General features: G+C 52.7%; 15 protein-coding genes. 12 read left to right on the forward strand and 3 right to left on the reverse strand.

Features of this window, described 5'->3' with window-relative positions:
• Nucleotides 1-312 precede the first annotated feature (312 nt).
• From GZZ87_RS05250 to GZZ87_RS05260, 3 genes are all read right to left on the reverse strand, one after another.
• On the reverse strand, nucleotides 313-663 hold the full coding sequence (locus GZZ87_RS05250) for a DUF5615 family PIN-like protein (RefSeq protein WP_162026078.1): 351 nt from the start codon (nucleotides 661-663) through the stop codon (nucleotides 313-315).
• Nucleotides 660-902 (reverse strand): DUF433 domain-containing protein, encoded by a 243-nt coding sequence (locus GZZ87_RS05255; protein ID WP_162026077.1) that lies wholly within the window; start codon nucleotides 900-902, stop codon nucleotides 660-662. The genes GZZ87_RS05250 and GZZ87_RS05255 overlap by 4 nt, the downstream gene beginning before the upstream one ends.
• Before the next feature lie 400 nt (nucleotides 903-1,302).
• Nucleotides 1,303-1,908, reverse strand: coding sequence for an arylesterase (locus tag GZZ87_RS05260; protein WP_244648010.1), 606 nt, complete (start codon nucleotides 1,906-1,908; stop codon nucleotides 1,303-1,305).
• Nucleotides 1,909-1,989: 81 nt separating this feature from the next.
• Between GZZ87_RS05260 and GZZ87_RS05265 the strand changes: the two genes are divergently transcribed.
• From GZZ87_RS05265 to urtE, 12 genes are all read left to right on the forward strand, one after another.
• Complete coding sequence (locus GZZ87_RS05265) at nucleotides 1,990-2,697, forward strand: ABC transporter ATP-binding protein (RefSeq protein ID WP_162026075.1); 708 nt, start codon at nucleotides 1,990-1,992, stop codon at nucleotides 2,695-2,697.
• A complete protein-coding gene (locus GZZ87_RS05270; RefSeq protein ID WP_162026074.1) occupies nucleotides 2,694-5,210 on the forward strand; it encodes an FtsX-like permease family protein in 2,517 nt (838 codons plus the stop codon). The genes GZZ87_RS05265 and GZZ87_RS05270 overlap by 4 nt, the downstream gene beginning before the upstream one ends.
• A gap of 621 nt (nucleotides 5,211-5,831) precedes the next feature.
• Complete coding sequence (locus tag GZZ87_RS05275) at nucleotides 5,832-6,464, forward strand: hypothetical protein (protein ID WP_162026073.1); 633 nt, start codon at nucleotides 5,832-5,834, stop codon at nucleotides 6,462-6,464.
• Nucleotides 6,465-6,807: 343 nt separating this feature from the next.
• Nucleotides 6,808-8,457 (forward strand): Na+/H+ antiporter NhaC family protein, encoded by a 1,650-nt coding sequence (locus GZZ87_RS05280; RefSeq protein WP_162026072.1) that lies wholly within the window; start codon nucleotides 6,808-6,810, stop codon nucleotides 8,455-8,457.
• 95 nt (nucleotides 8,458-8,552) lie between these two features.
• On the forward strand, nucleotides 8,553-9,725 hold the full coding sequence (locus GZZ87_RS05285) for an ATP-binding protein (RefSeq protein ID WP_162026071.1): 1,173 nt from the start codon (nucleotides 8,553-8,555) through the stop codon (nucleotides 9,723-9,725).
• Between the two features lie 3 nt (nucleotides 9,726-9,728).
• Complete coding sequence (rsmG, locus tag GZZ87_RS05290; RefSeq protein WP_162026070.1) at nucleotides 9,729-10,400, forward strand: 16S rRNA (guanine(527)-N(7))-methyltransferase RsmG; 672 nt, start codon at nucleotides 9,729-9,731, stop codon at nucleotides 10,398-10,400.
• Between the two features lie 289 nt (nucleotides 10,401-10,689).
• Nucleotides 10,690-11,514, forward strand: a complete 825-nt coding sequence (locus GZZ87_RS05295; protein WP_162026069.1) for a hypothetical protein — start codon at nucleotides 10,690-10,692, stop codon at nucleotides 11,512-11,514.
• A gap of 81 nt (nucleotides 11,515-11,595) precedes the next feature.
• On the forward strand, nucleotides 11,596-12,861 hold the full coding sequence (locus tag GZZ87_RS05300) for a transporter substrate-binding protein (protein ID WP_162026068.1): 1,266 nt from the start codon (nucleotides 11,596-11,598) through the stop codon (nucleotides 12,859-12,861).
• Nucleotides 12,862-13,630: 769 nt separating this feature from the next.
• Entirely contained in the window at nucleotides 13,631-15,223 is a 1,593-nt protein-coding gene (urtB, locus tag GZZ87_RS05305; protein WP_244648009.1) for an urea ABC transporter permease subunit UrtB, read from the forward strand.
• A 124-nt stretch (nucleotides 15,224-15,347) separates the two neighbouring features.
• Entirely contained in the window at nucleotides 15,348-16,454 is a 1,107-nt protein-coding gene (gene urtC / locus GZZ87_RS05310; protein ID WP_162026067.1) for an urea ABC transporter permease subunit UrtC, read from the forward strand.
• Between the two features lie 15 nt (nucleotides 16,455-16,469).
• Nucleotides 16,470-17,270, forward strand: coding sequence for an urea ABC transporter ATP-binding protein UrtD (gene urtD / locus GZZ87_RS05315; protein WP_162026066.1), 801 nt, complete (start codon nucleotides 16,470-16,472; stop codon nucleotides 17,268-17,270).
• A gap of 12 nt (nucleotides 17,271-17,282) precedes the next feature.
• Nucleotides 17,283-18,014 (forward strand): urea ABC transporter ATP-binding subunit UrtE, encoded by a 732-nt coding sequence (gene urtE / locus GZZ87_RS05320; protein WP_162026065.1) that lies wholly within the window; start codon nucleotides 17,283-17,285, stop codon nucleotides 18,012-18,014.
• Nucleotides 18,015-18,024: the final 10 nt, after the last annotated feature.

Here is an 18,024-nt window from a genome sequence, read left to right on the forward strand (position 1 = left end):
GTGCGGTGTGCGCGTGCCGAGGCTCTGTGGCCGAAATGAGTTCCTCATTCCGCTACTCCCGGATTCTGTAGCGGATCGGCGAATGCCGTTTCGACCTGTGCAGTGTGCGTGTGCCGAGGCTCTGTGGCCGAAATGAGTTCCTCATTCCGCTACTCCCGGATTTGTAGCGGATCGGCGAATGCCGTTTCGGTCTGTGCGGCGTGCGTGTGCCGAGGCTCTGGGGCCGAAATGAGTGCCTCATTCCGCTACTCCCGGATTCTGTAGCGGATAGGCGAATGCCGTTTCGATCTGTGCGGTGTGCGTGTGCTTTGGTTAATGAATCACAAGGCCGACTTGATTCAGTTCTACCAAATTAGATTGGCTCAGCGCTGAGGCAATCGCGTCCATGTGTCCTTCAAACAGCTCTAGAAGCGCGCGATTCGAAATATTGCCAGTAGAGAGAAGCAATAGCCTTTTAGGCGAACCGATCAAAATGTGTGCATTTAAAAAATCGGCATCTTTGGTCACGATCACTGCATTTTCTTGATCTGCGATTTGAGCGACCTGATCGTCTGGAGTGCGATTTCCGAATTCGAGCCCCCAAGTGTGCTGGGCTTCGTGACCCAATTTTCGCAACTGAATGACTAAGCGCTTGGGTAATTGCGCATCGACAACAAATTTCATGCAGCCGTTAAGGGAGCGAAGGATTTGATTTTAGCAAGTCGAGCGGCGTAGGCCTGAGCGGCTTTAAAGTCTTCTGGCTCTAGATCAGGATAATCTTCTAACAATTCTGCTTCTGTCGAATCCCCGCTCAACATTTCTAAGATAAACTCAACGGGGTAGCGTAATCCACGAATGCATGGCTTTCCATGGCAAATATTCGCAGACATGGTGATACGCTTTAGTAAAGTGTCGGAGTGCATGCGTAATAATCTGTTTCGGTTTCTAAGTGTTGCAACTAGAATCGGCTCATCGCAGGGCGCAAGTGCTTTTTAGGCGGAGCCCGAAAGTGCGTCTTGCAAACGCTGACGGAGCACGATCGTGCGGCATGTCCTCCGTAGCTCAGCGATGGAAGAATGGAAGAGTGTGAACCCCGGATTTGTAGCGGATCGGCGAATGCCGTTTCGATCTGTGCGGTGTGCGTGTGCTGAGGCTCTGGGGCCGAAATGAGTGCCTCATTCCCTTGGAAGCGTCTAGCCTAGGAGTGTTACAGAGCTTCGTTTGTTCTGGCCTCTGCTCGGTCTTCGCGAAGCAAAGCCCCTACATTGAAAGTCGCGAAATAGCTCTAATACACTTTTTACTAGGTGGTATGGAGCGCCTTAGTCAAAGAATCGGAGACAGCACGCGCCAGACTGTTTCGCTTACAATCTCGTGCCCCTGTGAATTTGGATGAATGCGGTCGGCGAGGTTCAGCTCGATCTCTCCGCCGACGCCTTCTAGCAGAAACGGGATGAGCGCGGCGTCGTTCGCTTCTGCGAGGGTGGGATAGATGGCGGCAAAGGCATCGGTGTAGTCTGTGCCGAGGCTCGGAGGTAGGCGCATCCCAGCGACGACGATCGTTGCCTCGGGGGCGCGCGCTTTCACTTTATCGATGATGGCTTGGAGGTTCTTCGCAGTGGCTTCGGTGTCGGTGCCGCGCAGGCCGTCGTTGGCACCGAGGGCTAGCACGAAAATATCCACGGGCTTGCGTAGCATCCAGTCGATCCGTCGTAGGCCGCCTGCACTGGTATCGCCGCTGACCGCGCCGACGGTGACTTCGGCGGCGATGCCTGCCGCGTCGATTTTCTTCTGAATCAGGGCTGGGTAGGCGAGCTCGGGGTCGATACCGTAGCCTGCGGTGAGGCTATCGCCGAAGAAGAGTATTTGGGTGGGTGGCTGCTCGGCATGTGCCGTCGGTAGGTTGAGCAACACAACAAGGAGACCGCACAATCGCGCGAGGCATTTGAAAAAAGGACGAAAGCGGTGACTATTGGCGAACATACCTAAGAACAAGAAGCCACGCGCGAATAAATGCAAACACCAGCCAGCAATCTCCCAGCCATTGAAATCAGTGGTCTCTCTAAAACTTACCCTTCAGGTGAGAGTGAGCTGACCGTGCTCACTGCGATCGACTTCAGTCTCTCGGTCGGTGAGAGCCTCGCGATTGTTGGGCCATCGGGCAGCGGCAAGACCACGCTGCTGGGGCTGTGCGCGGGGCTGGACTTGCCGACGGCGGGCAGCATCCGTCTGCTCGGTGACGCGCTTGAAGACCTTGACGAAGACGCCCGCGCCCGATTCCGCGGCGAACAAATCGGCTTTGTCTTTCAGAATTTCCAGCTGATCCCTACACTTACGGCGCTGGAAAATGTTTCCGTGCCGCTGGATCTGCTCGGTGGCCGCGATGCTGAAGCCAAGGCCAAGCGTCTCCTCGATAAGGTGGGTCTCGGCGCGCGTATGGATCACTATCCGATTCAACTTTCGGGCGGCGAGCAGCAGCGTGTTGCACTGGCTCGGGCTTTTATCAACGAGCCGAAAATCCTTTTTGCCGACGAGCCAACCGGCAATCTCGACGGTGCCAATGGAGGCACGATCGAGGAATTGCTCTTTGATTTGAATCACGAACTCGGCACTACGCTGGTGCTGGTCACGCACGACCCGCGGCTCGCTGCGAAGTGTGACCGTATCCTCAGTCTGCGTGATGGTCGCATTGTTGAATCCGAGCAGTCGGCTACCGTATGAGTTTTATTCTGAAAACCGCTTGGCGTGATGCACGGCATCAGCCGAACCGCTTACTGCTCTGTGCGCTCTCGATTGTCTTCGGCGTCGCGGCGATGGTCGCGGTCGATTCCTTTGCAGCCAATTTAACGAAGGCCATGGATGCCCAAGCCAAGACGCTCCTTGGTGCCGATTTGGAGATTACCTCACGAGCGGGCTTTGATGAGCGTGCGGAGCTGATGATCGATGGGATTGGAGGCACGCAGGCGAGGGAGACACGTTTCGCGTCGATGGCCTATTTCCCAAAGGCCGAACAGACGCGGCTGGTGCAAGTCCGTGCCTTGGGTGGCGGGTTTCCTTTCTATGGCGAGTTCGAAACGGAGCCTGCAGGCATGAACCCCGCACTCTCTGAAGCGCCGGTCATTGTGCTGGATCCATTGTTGCTGGTGCAATACGGCTTGGACGTGGGCGACACCGTGACGCTCGGAGCGGTCGATTTTACCATCACCGCCAGCTTGCAACGTGTGCCAGGCGAGGCTGCGTTCGCTGGGTTGTTTGCGCCGCGCGCATATATTCCGCTTTCGCAGCTTGAAGCGACTGGTTTGATTGGCACGGGGAGTATCGCCTTTCACCGTGTTTACTTTAGTGAACTGGCTCGTCCAGCCGAGAAAATCGCAGAGGCGTATGCCGACCGTTTTGCCAGTGCGCGCCTTTCCGTTGATACCGTGCAAGAGCAGCGAGAGAAGGTGGGGCAACCTCTGGAAAACCTGACCCGTTTTCTCAGTCTGGTCGGGTTTGTGGCTCTGTTGCTCGGAGGTGTCGGCATTGCGGGCGCGGTGCATGCGTATCTACAAAAGAAACGCGATACGGTGGCGATCTTGCGCTGTCTCGGGAGCGATGCCCGTATCGCTTTCAGTGTGTTCTTGGTGCAGGTCGCCGGTATTGCACTGGTTGGCGCGGTAGCGGGTGCGGCCTTGGGCGTGCTGTGCCAATCCGTGTTGCCGCAGCTGTTGGCGCCGCTCTTGCCTTTTGAACTAGATTTCTTTGTGCACCCGCCGAGCATTGTGACAGGGCTGGGCTATGGGTTTATGACAGCCTTCATCTTCGGGCTGTTTCCGTTGCTGCCGCTGCGGCGCATAAGTCCGCTGCAAGCCATCCGTGCCGACTTTGAAAGTGGCAGAAAACGTCGAGATCCACTTGCGATGGGACTCGCCGGATTGGCTGCTGCCGCGTTGGCTGGATTCTGCATGAGTCGCACAGAGGTGTGGTGGCATGGTCTCGTCTTTGCTGCAGGGCTGGGCTTGGTGACCGTGGTGCTTTGGTCGATCGCGGTGCTGATGAAGTGTGTGTTGAAGCGCTTTTTCAAGCCGTCGAACTTTCTGCTGCGTCAAGCCGCGGGCAATTTACACCGTCCGAATAATCGCACGGTCTTTCTCAGCGTCAGTCTTGGGGTGGGGACGTTTTTGATTTTTACACTGATCTTGATCCAAGCCGGCTTGTTGCAGCAGACGGATATCGCAGCGCGGAGCAATGATCCGAACATTCTGTTTTTTGATGTGCAGCAAGACCAGTATGCAGGCTTGGAGACGATCTTGAATGACAAGGGCATCGCAATCATGGAAGCCGCGCCGATTGTGACCATGCGGCTCAGTGCGGTGAAAGGGCGCACGCTTACGGAGATTAAGAGTGATCCAGAGAACACGATTGATGAATGGATTCTGAATCGCGAATGGCGTAGTAGCTATCGTGGTGCGCATGGCTCTGCCGAGCGCTTGGTGGCGGGCGAGTATGTGGCTCGGTGGGACTCGTTCGAGGAGCCGGTGCCGATTTCGCTGGAAGCGGACATGGCAAAGGACTTGGGGGTCGAACTTGGGGATTCGCTCATTTTCGACATACAAGGCATCCCGATGGAGGTTACGGTGAGCAGTCTGCGCAAGGTGGATTGGACGGAGCTACGGCCTAACTTTTTTGCCACTTTCCCGCTTGGTGTCTTGGAGGCGGCGCCGCAGTGGTGGATTGCGGTGGGGCGCTCGCCCGATGTGGCGACCACGGCTGCCTTGCAAACTGAGCTCTTTCAGGCGTATCCCAACATCTCTGCCGTCGACCTCAATGTGGTGATCGATGCGCTGCAGAGTATCTTTGGGCGGATCAATTTCGCGATTCGATTTATGGGACTATTTACCGCGATTACCGGAGTGATCATCCTCGCCAATGCGGTGACGACGAGCCGCAATCAACGTGTGCGTGAGAGCGTGCTGCTACGCACGATTGGCGCAAGCGGACGGCAGATTCGGGCGATCCTTGCGCTGGAGTATGCATTGATCGGTTGTGTCTCTGCCGTCATCGGCGTTGGGCTGGCAGTCGCCGCCAGCACTGCTCTGGGCGTCTGGGTCTTTAAGGTCGATTTTTATATCCCAGTGGCACAGGTCGTTGGGGCGGTCGTGTTTGTTTCAGGACTTGCCGTCGCGACGGGAATGTTGAGTAGCCGAGGGATTGCGAGTCACCCGCCGTTGGCGATCTTGCGGCGCGAGAGCTAGTGGTGAACGCGGAATGCGGAATGCGGAACTTTGAATGAGAACGCGTGCTGTGGATCATGCGGATTGTATGTCAGTCACTTTGTAGTAGCATCGCGCTAGGCGTTGGATCGTATACATGTAGTAGGGGCTTTGCTTGCGAAGCCCGCGGACAGGCCACGGGTAATGGAAGTTCTGAAACTGGATCTACCTGCGCGGGTGTCCCAAGGAACACCCCTACAGAAGTCTTATTGGCTGAACTCGTTCCAGGTTTTCATGCGCGGTCGGAATTTTCACCCGCCAGTCGAAGTGTTTGTCATCGTAGTGTAGGAGCTTTGCTCGTCCGAAGCGCGCGCAAGTCGAAGCTGCATCATGATGATCAGAGGGAGTCTCGTAGGAGAGCCTATTTTGTGTGTGGAAATTCAACTATGGAGCGTGGGCGTCTCGCCCAACGTGCGGCTCCCGAGACGCATGGCTACGGTGGAAACGAATCAAAGAACGGCAGCTGAAGACAGCCGATCCCAGTTCCCCTTCACCACTCAACCACTTCTCCTCTCAACCCTTCCCCCTGGCCGGTAGGCTTTCCTGCTAAAATCACAAATAGAGATTGGCGCGTGAGTGGGAACTGTGCACATATTATGAGGTATGGAAAAAGTAGATGCATGTATTTCAAAGGAGTGGCGCCGTCGGATGCTGTTCATGTTATTTATGGTTTCATGTATCGCTGGCTGGTTCTTGTATGATGGCTACTCGGTGTGGCCGAGTGAGGCGGAGCGACACGCGGAATTTATCGAGATCGAGGACGCGCTGATTGCGTCTGGTAAGATCGAAGCGCAACCGAAGAAGGCGCATGGTGGTGAGGTCAATGAGTATCTACGTATCGAATGGGAGCGTCATGCGCGGGAGGTCGGTTATAAGCGCGATATCCCGAAGGAACGGACGGATGCTTCGATTCGTGAGCAGCGGATGATTGGCTGGGTGATGATGACGGGCTCTGCGATTTTTGGCCTTTGGGTGCTGTGGAACCATAAGCTGCGCGTGCAGACTGAGGGCGATGTCGTGATCGGCACCGCTGGTCAGCGCGTCGAGTTGGACTCCATTATCGCGATCGACCGCAAGAAGTGGAAGAATAAGGGCATTGCTTACGCGATTTATGAAGCGGGGGGCAAGGAACGCCGCCTCTGCTTAGATGACCATAAGTTTAAAGGCTGCGAGGCGATCATTCTCGAAGCGGAGAAGCGTATTAAAGCGCGCACAGGCGAGGGGGAAGAGACTTGAGGGCTGAGAGCTGAGGGCTGAGACTTGAGAGCTGAGACTTGAGGGGTTTTGGTTTGGCCTGCTGGCTCCTCTTTGCTCTATGATTTACGGCGGATAAGAAGCGCTGGATCAGTAGAAGCGTGCTTCCAGCCGCTTTTCCTCAGTGGTAAGCCGCTTCTACTATTGGCTTATAAGCTCTCCAACTGCGTTTGCTAGAGATTGTCTTTAATCGATGTTCGATTTTGCTGAGTGCGTTGGTTCGGTTTGCGGGCTAAAGCACCGCACTACTTTGGGAGACGGCTTCTAATTGCGCCTTCGTGTGCGCGTTCTGGACAATCTCGAGGAAGTTGGCAGGTTTAAGGCCGTGGGCATTTCAAAACGAAATTCGATACTGGTCGCCGCGATTGTTGTGAGCCTTGGGATCAGTTGCTGGTTGCAAGGCAGTGATGCGATGTGGCGTAGCTTGTGGCCGAGTGCGGTGGCGCTGGCAGTGGTGCTGCTTTCGCGCAGCGCGTTGGTCGGGCTGCTGACGGGAGCGGTCTGTGGCGCGGTTTTGCTCGCAGGTGGCTCGGTGGTTGGCGTGCTGGAGCAATTGTGGTCGCAGCAATTTTGGCCGATCTTTGGCTCTTCGTGGAAGCTGAGCGCGATTTTGTTTACGCTGATACTCGGTGGATTCGTCGCCTTGGTCGAGGCGGGCGGTGGATTGCAAGCACTGGTGCGACGCTTGCTGGGCTCTGGGAGGGCACCGCATAAGCGGATGCAGTTGACGGTGTTTGGGTTCGGACTGCTGGTGTTTTTTGATGGCTTGGCGAACACGATGCTGATCGGGCGCTTGTTGCGTTCGGCTGCAGATCGCTGCGGGGTGTCGCGGGAGAAGTTGGCCTATCTCGCGGATACGACTGGATCGGCGGTGGCGTGTCTGGCGTTTATTTCGACTTGGATTGCGTTTCAGCTGTCGATGATTCGCGAGGGCTTTGCAGTGGCCGGCGTGGAGGTCAGCGCGTATGGGTATTTCTTTAAATCACTGACGACGAATTACTATTGCTGGTTCTCGTTGGCGCTCGCGTTGGTCTGTGTGTGGCGCGAGTTTAATCCTGGATCCATGGGAGTCGCAGAAGCGCAGGCGCGTCGTGCGGAAGTGGCTGCGGATGTGTCGGCTGAGCGGGCACATGTGAGTCACTGGGGCTTAGCGATCGTGCCGATTGCGGTGCTGACCTTGTCGATTCCCGTGCTGACTTACTGGATCGGTTCGGAGTCGTTGTTGCCCTTTAGCCTGAGCAAGTTTGCTGAATCGTATGGCAAGGCGGAGGCCTATGTGCCGCAGATCTTGGTGGCATCCAGTGTGTTGGCCTCGTTAGTGGCGGCAGTGGCGTATGGACTTTCGAGGCGGGGGGCTACGGCGAGTGAGGGGTCCCAAGGTCAGTCGTCGCTTGTCACATTTTTATCGGGGGTGCGTGAGATAGCCGGGCCGGTGTTGGTCTTGATTGCAGCTTGGATGTTGGGCGCGGCGATCAGTCAGTTGGGCACGGCGACGTGGCTGAGCGAGTTTTTACAAGGGCGCTTACCAGTGGCGTTGCTGCCCGCGGGGATTTTTGTGTTGGGCGCCGTGATCTCGTTTTCGACGGGCACCTCGTGGGGCACGATGGGGGTGCTTATGCCATTGGCGATTCCGGTGATCTTTGCGCTCTCGGAGGGCAGCGTAGATCTGGAACGTGATCGATTGGTGATCGCTGCGATTGGTGCGGTGTTTAGCGGCGCAGTCTTTGGAGACCATTGCAGTCCGTTTAGCGACACGACGATCGTGGCATCGATTGCAGCAGGTGTGACGCCATTGGATCATGTGCGCACACAATTGCCGTTTGCGCTGTTGGCTGCGTTGGTTGCGTTGCTGGTCGGATTTGTGCCGTTGGGCTATGGGCTTAGCGCGTGGGTCTGTTTGATTGTGGGGTTTGCTTGTCTGCTGGGGTTGCCGAGTGTGTGGCGCGGCCGTGCGCGCATTAGTGCAAACCAATGAAGTTTATTTCAATAAACTAAAAAAGCTTTACTCTGGTAAAGTTTATTGCGATAAAGCTTTTATTGCGCAGCATCATTCGATGCTGAGTTAGATCTATGCAGCCCTTACCTCCCAACCCGTTTCGCTATGGAGCCATTGATATTCATCCTGAGGTGATCAATCGTGTCGTTGACCGGAGTCGTTTGCGTGATGTCTTGAGTGAGCCAGGCGGGCGTTTGTTGATTCATGGGCGTCGCAGGATGGGAAAGACGACCCTTTGCAAGGCGGTGGTCGAGGAATTGAAGGCTGAGGGGGTTGCAGTGCTGATGGTTGATTTTTCGACGGCGACTCAGCTTGCCGATTTATCAAATGCGCTCTTGCAGAAGATTACGGCGGCGAGTGGTAAGGGGTGGCAGGACTATGTGAGTGACTTAATGCGGGCTCTGAGTCTGCAGTTGGAGACTGAGGCGGATCCGCTTACGGGGGCGATTAAGGTGCGCTTGAAGCCCATCGCTCGCACTGCGCCGATTGATGAGCAGCGTGAGACCTTTATTGGGATCTTGGATCGGGCAAATGAATTAGCGAAGCAGCAAGGGCGGCATTTTGCGCTGGTTGTCGATGAATTTCAGGAATTGGCTCGATTTGAAGATGAGGCGACATTGTGGAATCTTCGCGCAGCGATTCAGCATCATACACATATGAGCTATGTGTTTACGGGCTCGCGTGTGCATTTGATCAATCTGCTGATGGCCAGTGACCGTGCATTCTACAAGATGTTCAGTGCGATCAATTTTGAGCCGGTGCCATTGGCTGAGATGCGTGCATGGCTTGCAGGTAAGTTTGAGGCGAGTGGGGTTGTGCAGCTCGATGGGCTGGGTGCGTTGTTGAATTTGGCGGAGGGCTGCACTGTGGATCGCTTGCGTTTGGCGGCGATGAGTTACCCGTTGGCTGCAGCGAGCGGAGAATTGACTCAGCCTATGGTGGACCGTGCATACCATGCTGTGATTGAGGAGGATAAAGCCTTCTTTCAGAGTGACTGGCAGCAATTCACCCAGCATCAGCAGAACATTCTAAGAGCGATGGCTGAGGGCGAGACAAAGCTCGGGAGTGCGAGGGTGCGGCAGCGATTTAGTTTGCCAGCCAGTGGTAGTGTGTCGAATACCTTAAAGGCATTGTTGGAGCGAGGTGTGCTGTATGGCACTGAATCGGCTCCGGGGTATGCCTATGACAATCCATATTTTAAAGAGTGGGTCCATCAACGGAATCAGCTCGATTTGGGCCTTAGTTAAGTGATGCGTGTAGAACAATTAAAAGAACAGTTTCCTAATATATCCGAAGACAAGTGGCCCGTCATTGAAAAGTGGGCGGTGTTGCTGCGTGATTGGAATTCGAAGATCAACCTGATCTCGCGTAAGGATATTGAGTATTTGGAAGAGCGGCACTTGTCGCACTGTCTGGCGATTACCAATCACTTGAAGCTCATGAACGGCACGCGCATCATGGATGTGGGCACCGGTGGTGGCTTTCCTGGTATCATCATGGCGATCTGCTATCCGCAGGCGCAGTTCTTGTTGATCGATGCGATCGGCAAGAAGATCAAGGTGGTGCAGGATTTGATCGACCAGCTCGGCCTAAAGAACGTCGAAGCCAAGCACACGCGCGCGGAAGCGATTACCAAGCAATTCGATTTCGTGACGGGGCGTGCGGTCAAAAACCTGCCCGAGTATTTCAGTTGGATCAAAAAGAACGTCCGTCGCGGCGAGAAGAATACGATTCCCAATGGCGTGCTCTATTGGAAGGGCGGCGATATGGACGATGAATTGGACACTTTGGGCATTCGTCCACGCAAAGTGATCAATTTGGAAGACACTTTTAGTGATCCATACTTTGAGCAGAAATTTATTTTGCATTTCGATGCGCGTGATGTGCCACGTGCGCGGAAGCCAAAGCCAGCCGAGCAGTAATCGCTGTTTCGGAGGGGCCATTGATGGCTTTCAGCTTTTTTTAACCCTTTGCATATAGTGGGTTACGTTTTTTTGTGACTGTATCAGTCGACTTCACCAGGTGCGATTTGAGCGCGCTTTAGTATGCATGGAATGGAGGCTCCGATGCTCACTTATTAGTTGTGCGAATATTAGATCGTATGAAATTTATATTTTTTGGGTATTATTTGTAAAATTGGCACGCGCTGAGCTAATGTGACAGCCGCGTTACATTTTTAGCGCACAACAAACAAACAAACAAAATATACTTATGAAATTGAAAAATATATTATCAACAGGTGCGCTTTTTACTGCGGCAACTTTGAGTGTTCAGGGAGCTGGCGAAACTGTTCCTGCTGAAGAAGTAGCAATGGAGAAGGAAGACAGTCCTTTCTCGTTTAACGTATCTCTAGATGCACACTCGCACTTCATGTCTTATGGTGTGAATGTCTGGGGTGATGACACTAAGGATATTGGCGATGAACTGTTGTTCCAGCCATCTGCAAGTATCGATTATGCGATCAATGACACGAGCGGTGTCTATGTTGGTATCTGGTTCGATATCAATGATCTTGCTAGTGATCCAGATGTCGGCCCTGACTTGGGTGGTGACACTCAGGAGATGGATGTATGGATCGGTTACTGGAAGACGTTTGATAAACTAACTTTGGATTTCACGTTCCAACAATGGTATTACCTTGGTGAAACTGAAGGCATCTTTGATGTTACAGTTTCCTATGACACAATGTTTTCACCATACATTAAGATGCACAATCGTATCGAAGCTGTTGGTGACCAAGAGAAGGGCCAAATGTATGAAATCGGTGGCACGCTCTATGAGGGTGAATTCAAGGGCTTAGCTTACGGTTTCTCTGCTGGTGTTGGCTTCAGTTTCGATGACTACCACGTTCAAGGTGAAGACGGCTATGCATACTCCTTCCTTGGAGCAAGTGCTAGCTATGTCATCTACAGCAACGACAGCCTAGAAGTAGATCTTCACGGTGGCCTCACTTACTTCGACACAGAGAAGGATACTACAGGCAATGCCGAGAATAGCTACCTGACTGCCAACTTCGGCGTCGGTTTCAGCTTCTAATCTAATTTTCAATCCCAGCTTCACCTAGTGGAGCTGGGATTTTTTATATCCTAATTCACAAACTACCTAGACTATACTCACATGATACACAAATTTCTTAATACAGCTTCCAAGGCTTTGACTTTGGGCGCATTGGCTGCCGCTTCGGTTGGCATATCTCAAGCAGAAGAGGAGACCGTAAAGGTCGGCATTCTTCACTCTCTAAGTGGCACCATGGCGATCTCTGAAACATCGCTACGTGACGTGCTTCTATTCACTTTCGACGAAATCAATGCCAATGGTGGTGTGCTCGGTAAGCAGATTGAAGCGGTGGTCGCTGATGGTGCTTCGGACTGGCCAGTATTCGCGGAAAAATCTGAGCAGCTACTCGCTCAAGATAAGTGTGCGGCCGTTTTTGGTTGCTGGACTTCGGTGAGCCGTAAATTCGCTCTGCCAGTATTTGAGAAATACAAAGGTCTCCTTTTTTACCCGGTGCAATACGAGGGTGAAGAAGAGTCTCCGAACATCATCTACACTGCGGAAGCAGTTGGGCAGCAGGCGATTCCTGCAGTGGACTACTTGCTAGCTGAAGGTTACAAGAAGTTCTACCTGATCGGCACTGACTATGTGTATCCACAGACAACGAACATCGTTCTTTTCGAATACTTGCTCTCTAAGGGTATTCCTGTCGAAAACATCGGTGGTGGCATTCGTTACGAAGGTGACGTTGCAGTGTCTGCTGGTAACTACACACCATTCGGTCACACAGATTTCCAGCAAATCGTTGCTGATATCAAAGGCTTCGCCGCTTCCGGTGATGCATGTGTGATCAACACCATTAACGGTGACGCGAACGTTCCTTTCTTCAAGGAAATCGCTGCGTCCGGCCTCTCTTCGGATGAGTGCCCAATCGTTTCGTTCTCACTTTCTGAAGATGAGTTCCGTAGCTTGCCAACGAAGGACCTTGTTGGTCACCTCGGATGCTGGACATACTTCATGTCCATCGATTCGCCTGCGAATGATAAGTTCAAGGCTGACTTCCAAGCATGGTTGGAAACAAAAGCTCCGGATGCAGTTCAAAAAGAAGGTCGTGTGACATGTTCGCCAATGGTGCTTTCTTATAACGGTGTGTATCTCTGGAAAGCTGCAGTCGAAAAGGCTGGCACATTTGATCCAGAAGCAGTGATCAAGGCGCTTGAAGGCGGTATCTCTTTTGATGGTCCTGGTGGCACAGTCACTAGCCAAGAGAATCATCACGTGACTAAGAGTGTCTACATCGGAGAGACACTTGAAGACGGTCAATTTGAAATCCTCGAAGTAATTCCCGACGTAGTCGGCGAGCCGTGGTTGAAGGGCACATTCAACTAAGGTCGAACGCCTTTTAACTGTTCAAAAGATATTGTAGTTTAATTTGTTTGGCGGGGCCTGTGGGATTTTTTCTCACAGGCCTTTGCTTTTTTGTTTGGGCGGAGCTCGTCCCTCCCAAACATATCACTGCGGGAGGGATGGCCTCCGCGCTTGCCGCGTTCTACGCTGCCGTCCGCACAGCCTCAGCACCGAACCACAGCACTCAACCTAGATTCAGCAGTAGGCTTAGGTTCAATTTTATAAACTACGAATCCTCACTAATTTGCGCGAATCTGACAGGTCGCCAAAATGGCGAAGAGCTTCTTACCCTTAGCTCACATCCATGAGCTATATAAGTATTTGTGAGCATGCGCTTTCTGGGATTTATTCGCGTGGATCTGCGTAGATTGCTACGCCATCTGCGGCAGACCTCCGTCGTAGTTTTAACTCACCTTTTTAGGCTCAACCACAGCACCAGCACAACGTAAAGATCAGGCTCCGCCTCGTCTGCCGAGCCTCAGTTCTGCACTTGCACGCAGCGGACGGCAGCGTAGAACGCGGCAAGCGCGGAGGCCATCCCTCCTGCTTAACCTTAGTTTTGCGCTTACCTGCGATGGAGATTGTCCCTTCTGAATTCTCGGCACCACTTATAAATCATTTCACGTTCGAGTGCGATTGGCCTGATAAATGCTAACGACTCCTTTTTGCTTCTATGAATCCTATACTTTACCTATTTCGACATACTTCATTGAGAAGGTGTCTTCAGCTATTTTGCTGTAGTCTAATCTTTATGGTGTCTGCTAATGCGCAGGATCGCAGCGCGCGATTGGTCCTTTCAGAGCTCATGCTGGCGGATAAAGCGGATGAGGCAGGTCTGATCGCAGAGCTGTCCAATTATGGTGATCCAGAGATTGCGGTGATTTATGAGGCCTGGCGCACCGGAGGTGTTTACACGCTGACGGATACGAGTGGCGATGTGCGCTTGCTGCAATTCGGCGAGCAGACCGGATGGTCGTTGGTTGCGACAGGCGAGGCGGTTGAACTAACAGAGGCTGAAGTTGCCGAGACTAAGAAAGAACGCGCGTCACGCGGCGTGCGTAAGGCGATGTTGGGACTGTTGGATACGCTTGGTTTGAAGGCGGACGATCCGAAGGAGCGCATTGATTCGGCGATTAAGATGGGGCAGAGTCAGAAGCCAAATTTCGTCGAACCATTAGAAAAGCGTTTGAGTATAGAGACGGATAAACAGGTGAAGGCAGCGATTCGTGAAGCACTCGCCATCAGCTTATTGGCAAATGGCAATGACGAACAAGTGCTAGGCGCGGTGCTCGAGTTGACCGAATTGAAGTCGAATGCGTCTCGTGGGTTTTTAGATAAAGTGCTGGCGGCACAGGTCGCGGCTGGCACGCCAAAGAGTGAGATTGCGTTGGCCGTCGAGCAGGCGCATGTCGTGATCGAAGCGCACCTGAATATGGTGGATTTCTTTGGTAGCTTCTTTCGCGGATTCAGCACGGGTTCGGTGCTGCTGATCGTTTCCTTCGGGTTGGCGATCACCTTCGGACTGATGGGGATCATCAATATGGCGCATGGCGAGTTCGTTGCAATCGGTGGTTATACCACGTTCATGGTGCAGAACTTTTTCATTAGCACGTGGGGCGCGGAGAGTTCAGCCTTTGGTTGGTATTTTGTAGTGGCCTTGCCTATTAGTTTCTTGGTGGCGGCCTTCATTGGATTACTTTTAGAGAAGTCAATTATTCGCTTTTTATACCGTCGTCCGCTGGAATCACTGCTCTGCACGTGGGGGATCTCAATGGTGATGCAGCAGCTGTTTCGCTTGATCTTTGGTGCTGCGAATGTGCAGGTCAATGTGCCGAACTGGCTGATGGGTAGTGTCGGGTTTGGTGGCTTCGAAATGAGTTATACGCGCTTGATGATTATTTTCATCGCATTCGGAGTTGTCATCGCGACGTGGTTGCTGCTGCGCAAGACGAGCCTCGGCTTGCACATTCGTGCGGTGATGCAAAACCGCAGCATGGCGAGCAGTCTAGGTATACCGGTGGCACGTGTGAACTCGATGACCTTTGCGCTCGGTTGCGGCTTGGCTGCGATCGGGGGGTGCGTGCTCTCGCAGATCGGTAATGTCGGTCCGCTGATGGGGCAGGCATACATTGTCGATAGTTTCATGGTGGTGGTGATCGGTAGTGTCGGCAACTTGCTAGGTGCAGGACTCTCTGCGATGGGCATCGGTATGGTCGATCAGTTACTGCAGCCGTCGCTCGGCCCAGTGATGGGCAAGATCACCGTGTTCTTCGTGATCATTCTCTTTCTTCAATGGCGACCAGGCGGTCTCTTCCCTACGCGTTCGCGTAGTCTTGATGATTAAACCTTAAATGCGTCGTTAGCAGTTAGAAGACAGGAGTTAGAATCTGATCATATGTGCTTCATTCCTAAAGACTAACTCCTGACGCCTAGCTCCTAACTTCTGAATCTAGCCTTGTTTCTACGTCATGCTTACTAGCAAAAATCAAAAAGAGATCGTCATCTTCGGTATCGTTGCCGGTCTATTAATGCTCATTCCCTCTCTGAATGCTTGGGGACCCGAGAGTGGCCTACTCTCTGTCAGTTCCTTTCAGGTGTCACTGTGGGGCAAATATTTAACGTATGCGATTTTGGCGATGAGTCTGAATCTGCTGTGGGGTTACACTGGTCTGCTCTGCCTCTGTCAGAGTTTATTCTTCGCCTTGGGAGGGTATGCGATGGGCATGTATCTGATGCTTGCGATTGGTGATACAAGTAGCGCCGAGCTCTACTTGCCCGACTTCATGGTTTTCATGGGCTATCAAGATCTGCCTGTTCACTGGAAGCCGTTTGACAGTTTCTGGTTTGCATCCGGTGCGGTGCTCTGGGTGCCTGGTTTAGTGGCGTTGATCTTTGGTTTCCTTGCCTTCCGATCGCGAATCAAAGGAGTTTACTTCTCGATTCTGACGCAGGCGCTGACCTATGCGGTGTGTTTGTTGTTCTTCCGTAATGACTTTACGTTTGGTGGGAATAATGGCTTTACCGACTTTAAGGTAATTCTGGGGCATAGCATGAACGATGCGTCGACCACACGTTGGTTGTATATTGGTTCGGCCTTTTTACTGCTGGTGACTTACTTGATCACTTCCGGAATTCTAGCATCGAAGTTTGGTAAGGTGCAGCAAGCGATACGTGATTCGGAAAATCGCGTGCTCTTTTCGGGATATTCGACAACGAGTTTCAAATTAGTTATTTTTACATTATCTGCAATGATCGCAGGTGCGGCAGGCGCGCTTTATGTGCCTCAGGTCGGTGGGATTAATCCGAGTCTGATGGAAACCAGCAAGTCGTTGGAAGTCGTTGTCTGGGTGGCCGTCGGCGGTCGTGGCACCAAGTGGGGGCCAGTGATTGGCGCCATCTTGGTCAACATGATGAAGAGCTACACCACACAGGCATTCCCCGATTACTGGCTCATCATGATGGGCGGTATGTTCGTCTTCGTCGTCTTGTTCATGCCAGACGGTATCGTCGGTGTCTACAAACAGCTCAAGAGCCGCATCGCTCAAAAGCGTTCACTTCAATCAGCTGCTGCGTAAATCACCATGGCACTCATGCAACACGAACCTCTCTACCGCGATACACCGCTGATTCTGTCGGTATCCGGTGTCAATAAAGCCTTTGATGGATTCAAGGCGATTAACGATCTCAACTTCTATTTGGAAGAAGGCGAACTGCGCACGGTCATCGGGCCGAACGGCGCGGGCAAGAGCACTTTCATGGATATCATCACCGGGCGCACACGTCCAGATACTGGAACCGTGACGCTGCATGAAAATGATGGTCACGATAAAGATCTGACGAAATTGCGTGAATTTGAAATTAATCGGATTGGTATCGGTCGTAAGTTTCAGACACCCAGTATTTATAAATCACATACCGTGTATGATAATTTGGTGCTTTCGCTAAACCGCGATCGTGGCGTGTTCAAAACACTGTTTTATAAAGAAACTGCGGAAGACCGTGCGCGCATCATGGAAGTGCTCAAAACAGTGCGACTCGAGTCGCGCATGAATGATTTCGCGGGACTACTCTCGCATGGTCAGAAGCAGTGGCTGGAGATCGGCATGTTGTTGGCGCAAGATCCCCGCGTTCTTTTGATCGACGAACCGGCTGCGGGTATGAGTGACGAGGAAACCGATCGCACCGGCGAGCTGTTGCTGAGCCTAGAAAAGAAGCACAGTTTGATCGTGATCGAGCACGATATGGAGTTTATCCGGCAGATCGCTCGTAAGGTCACCGTGTTGCACCAAGGGCATGTCTTGAAGGAAGGCACCTTTGACAACGTCAAATCCGACCCGCAGGTGATCGAGGTGTATCTCGGTCGCCAGGGCAAGAAGGACGAATCCAAATAAAGAATTTACCCAATGATTTCAGAAGCTGAAACTCCCGCCGTCGCACCTTTGCTTTCCGTTAATGACCTAAAAGCGAGCTACGACGAATCGATCATCCTTCGCGGCGTCTCGATGAAGGTGAAGCCAAACTCCGTCGTCGCTCTTCTTGGGCGCAATGGTGTGGGCAAGACCTCGCTACTACGCAGCATCATGGGGCTGATGCCGAAGACCGAAGGCGATATTCAATTCGAAGGCCGCTCCATCAGTGGCATGCGCACCGATCAACGCGCGCGCGCTGGGCTCGGCTATGTGCCGCAGGGGCGTGATATTTTCCCAAATCTGACTGTGCAGGAAAACCTAGAAGTGAGCCTGAGTATTTCTGGCAAAGAAGGTAAAGAGCGCATCGAAGAGGTCTACGAGCTTTTCCCTGTGATCAAAGAAATGCTCGGTCGTAAGGGTGGTGTGCTTTCTGGTGGTCAGCAGCAACAGCTAGCGATCGGCCGCGCGATCTTGACCAACCCGAAGCTCTTAATTTTCGATGAGCCGACCGAAGGGATTCAGCCGTCCATCATCGACCAAATCGAAGATGCCATTCACTTGCTGAAAAAACAGGGCAATTTGAGCATTATTTTGGTGGAGCAATATCTAGATTTCGCTAAAGCTGCCTGCGATGAATTTTATATTCTCGATCGTGGTAGTGTGGTGCTTGAAGGGGAGTCCGAAGAGTTGACCGGCGAAGTGATCGAGAAATATCTGACTGTTTAACACTTGGCTG

The organism is Lentimonas sp. CC4 (assembly GCF_902728235.1).
Lineage (GTDB): Bacteria > Verrucomicrobiota > Verrucomicrobiia > Opitutales > Coraliomargaritaceae > Lentimonas.

Coding starts and splice junctions, on each gene's coding strand:
- GZZ87_RS05250 (WP_162026078.1), bottom strand. CDS start 663: ATGAAATTTGTTGTCGATGCGCAATTACCCAAGCGCTTAGTCATTCAG.
- GZZ87_RS05255 (WP_162026077.1), bottom strand. CDS start 902: ATGCACTCCGACACTTTACTAAAGCGTATCACCATGTCTGCGAATATT.
- GZZ87_RS05265 (WP_162026075.1), top strand. CDS start 1,990: ATGCAAACACCAGCCAGCAATCTCCCAGCCATTGAAATCAGTGGTCTC.
- GZZ87_RS05270 (WP_162026074.1), top strand. CDS start 2,694: ATGAGTTTTATTCTGAAAACCGCTTGGCGTGATGCACGGCATCAGCCG.
- GZZ87_RS05275 (WP_162026073.1), top strand. CDS start 5,832: ATGGAAAAAGTAGATGCATGTATTTCAAAGGAGTGGCGCCGTCGGATG.
- GZZ87_RS05285 (WP_162026071.1), top strand. CDS start 8,553: ATGCAGCCCTTACCTCCCAACCCGTTTCGCTATGGAGCCATTGATATT.
- rsmG (WP_162026070.1), top strand. CDS start 9,729: ATGCGTGTAGAACAATTAAAAGAACAGTTTCCTAATATATCCGAAGAC.
- GZZ87_RS05295 (WP_162026069.1), top strand. CDS start 10,690: ATGAAATTGAAAAATATATTATCAACAGGTGCGCTTTTTACTGCGGCA.
- GZZ87_RS05300 (WP_162026068.1), top strand. CDS start 11,596: ATGATACACAAATTTCTTAATACAGCTTCCAAGGCTTTGACTTTGGGC.
- urtB (WP_244648009.1), top strand. CDS start 13,631: ATGGTGTCTGCTAATGCGCAGGATCGCAGCGCGCGATTGGTCCTTTCA.
- urtC (WP_162026067.1), top strand. CDS start 15,348: ATGCTTACTAGCAAAAATCAAAAAGAGATCGTCATCTTCGGTATCGTT.
- urtD (WP_162026066.1), top strand. CDS start 16,470: ATGCAACACGAACCTCTCTACCGCGATACACCGCTGATTCTGTCGGTA.
- urtE (WP_162026065.1), top strand. CDS start 17,283: ATGATTTCAGAAGCTGAAACTCCCGCCGTCGCACCTTTGCTTTCCGTT.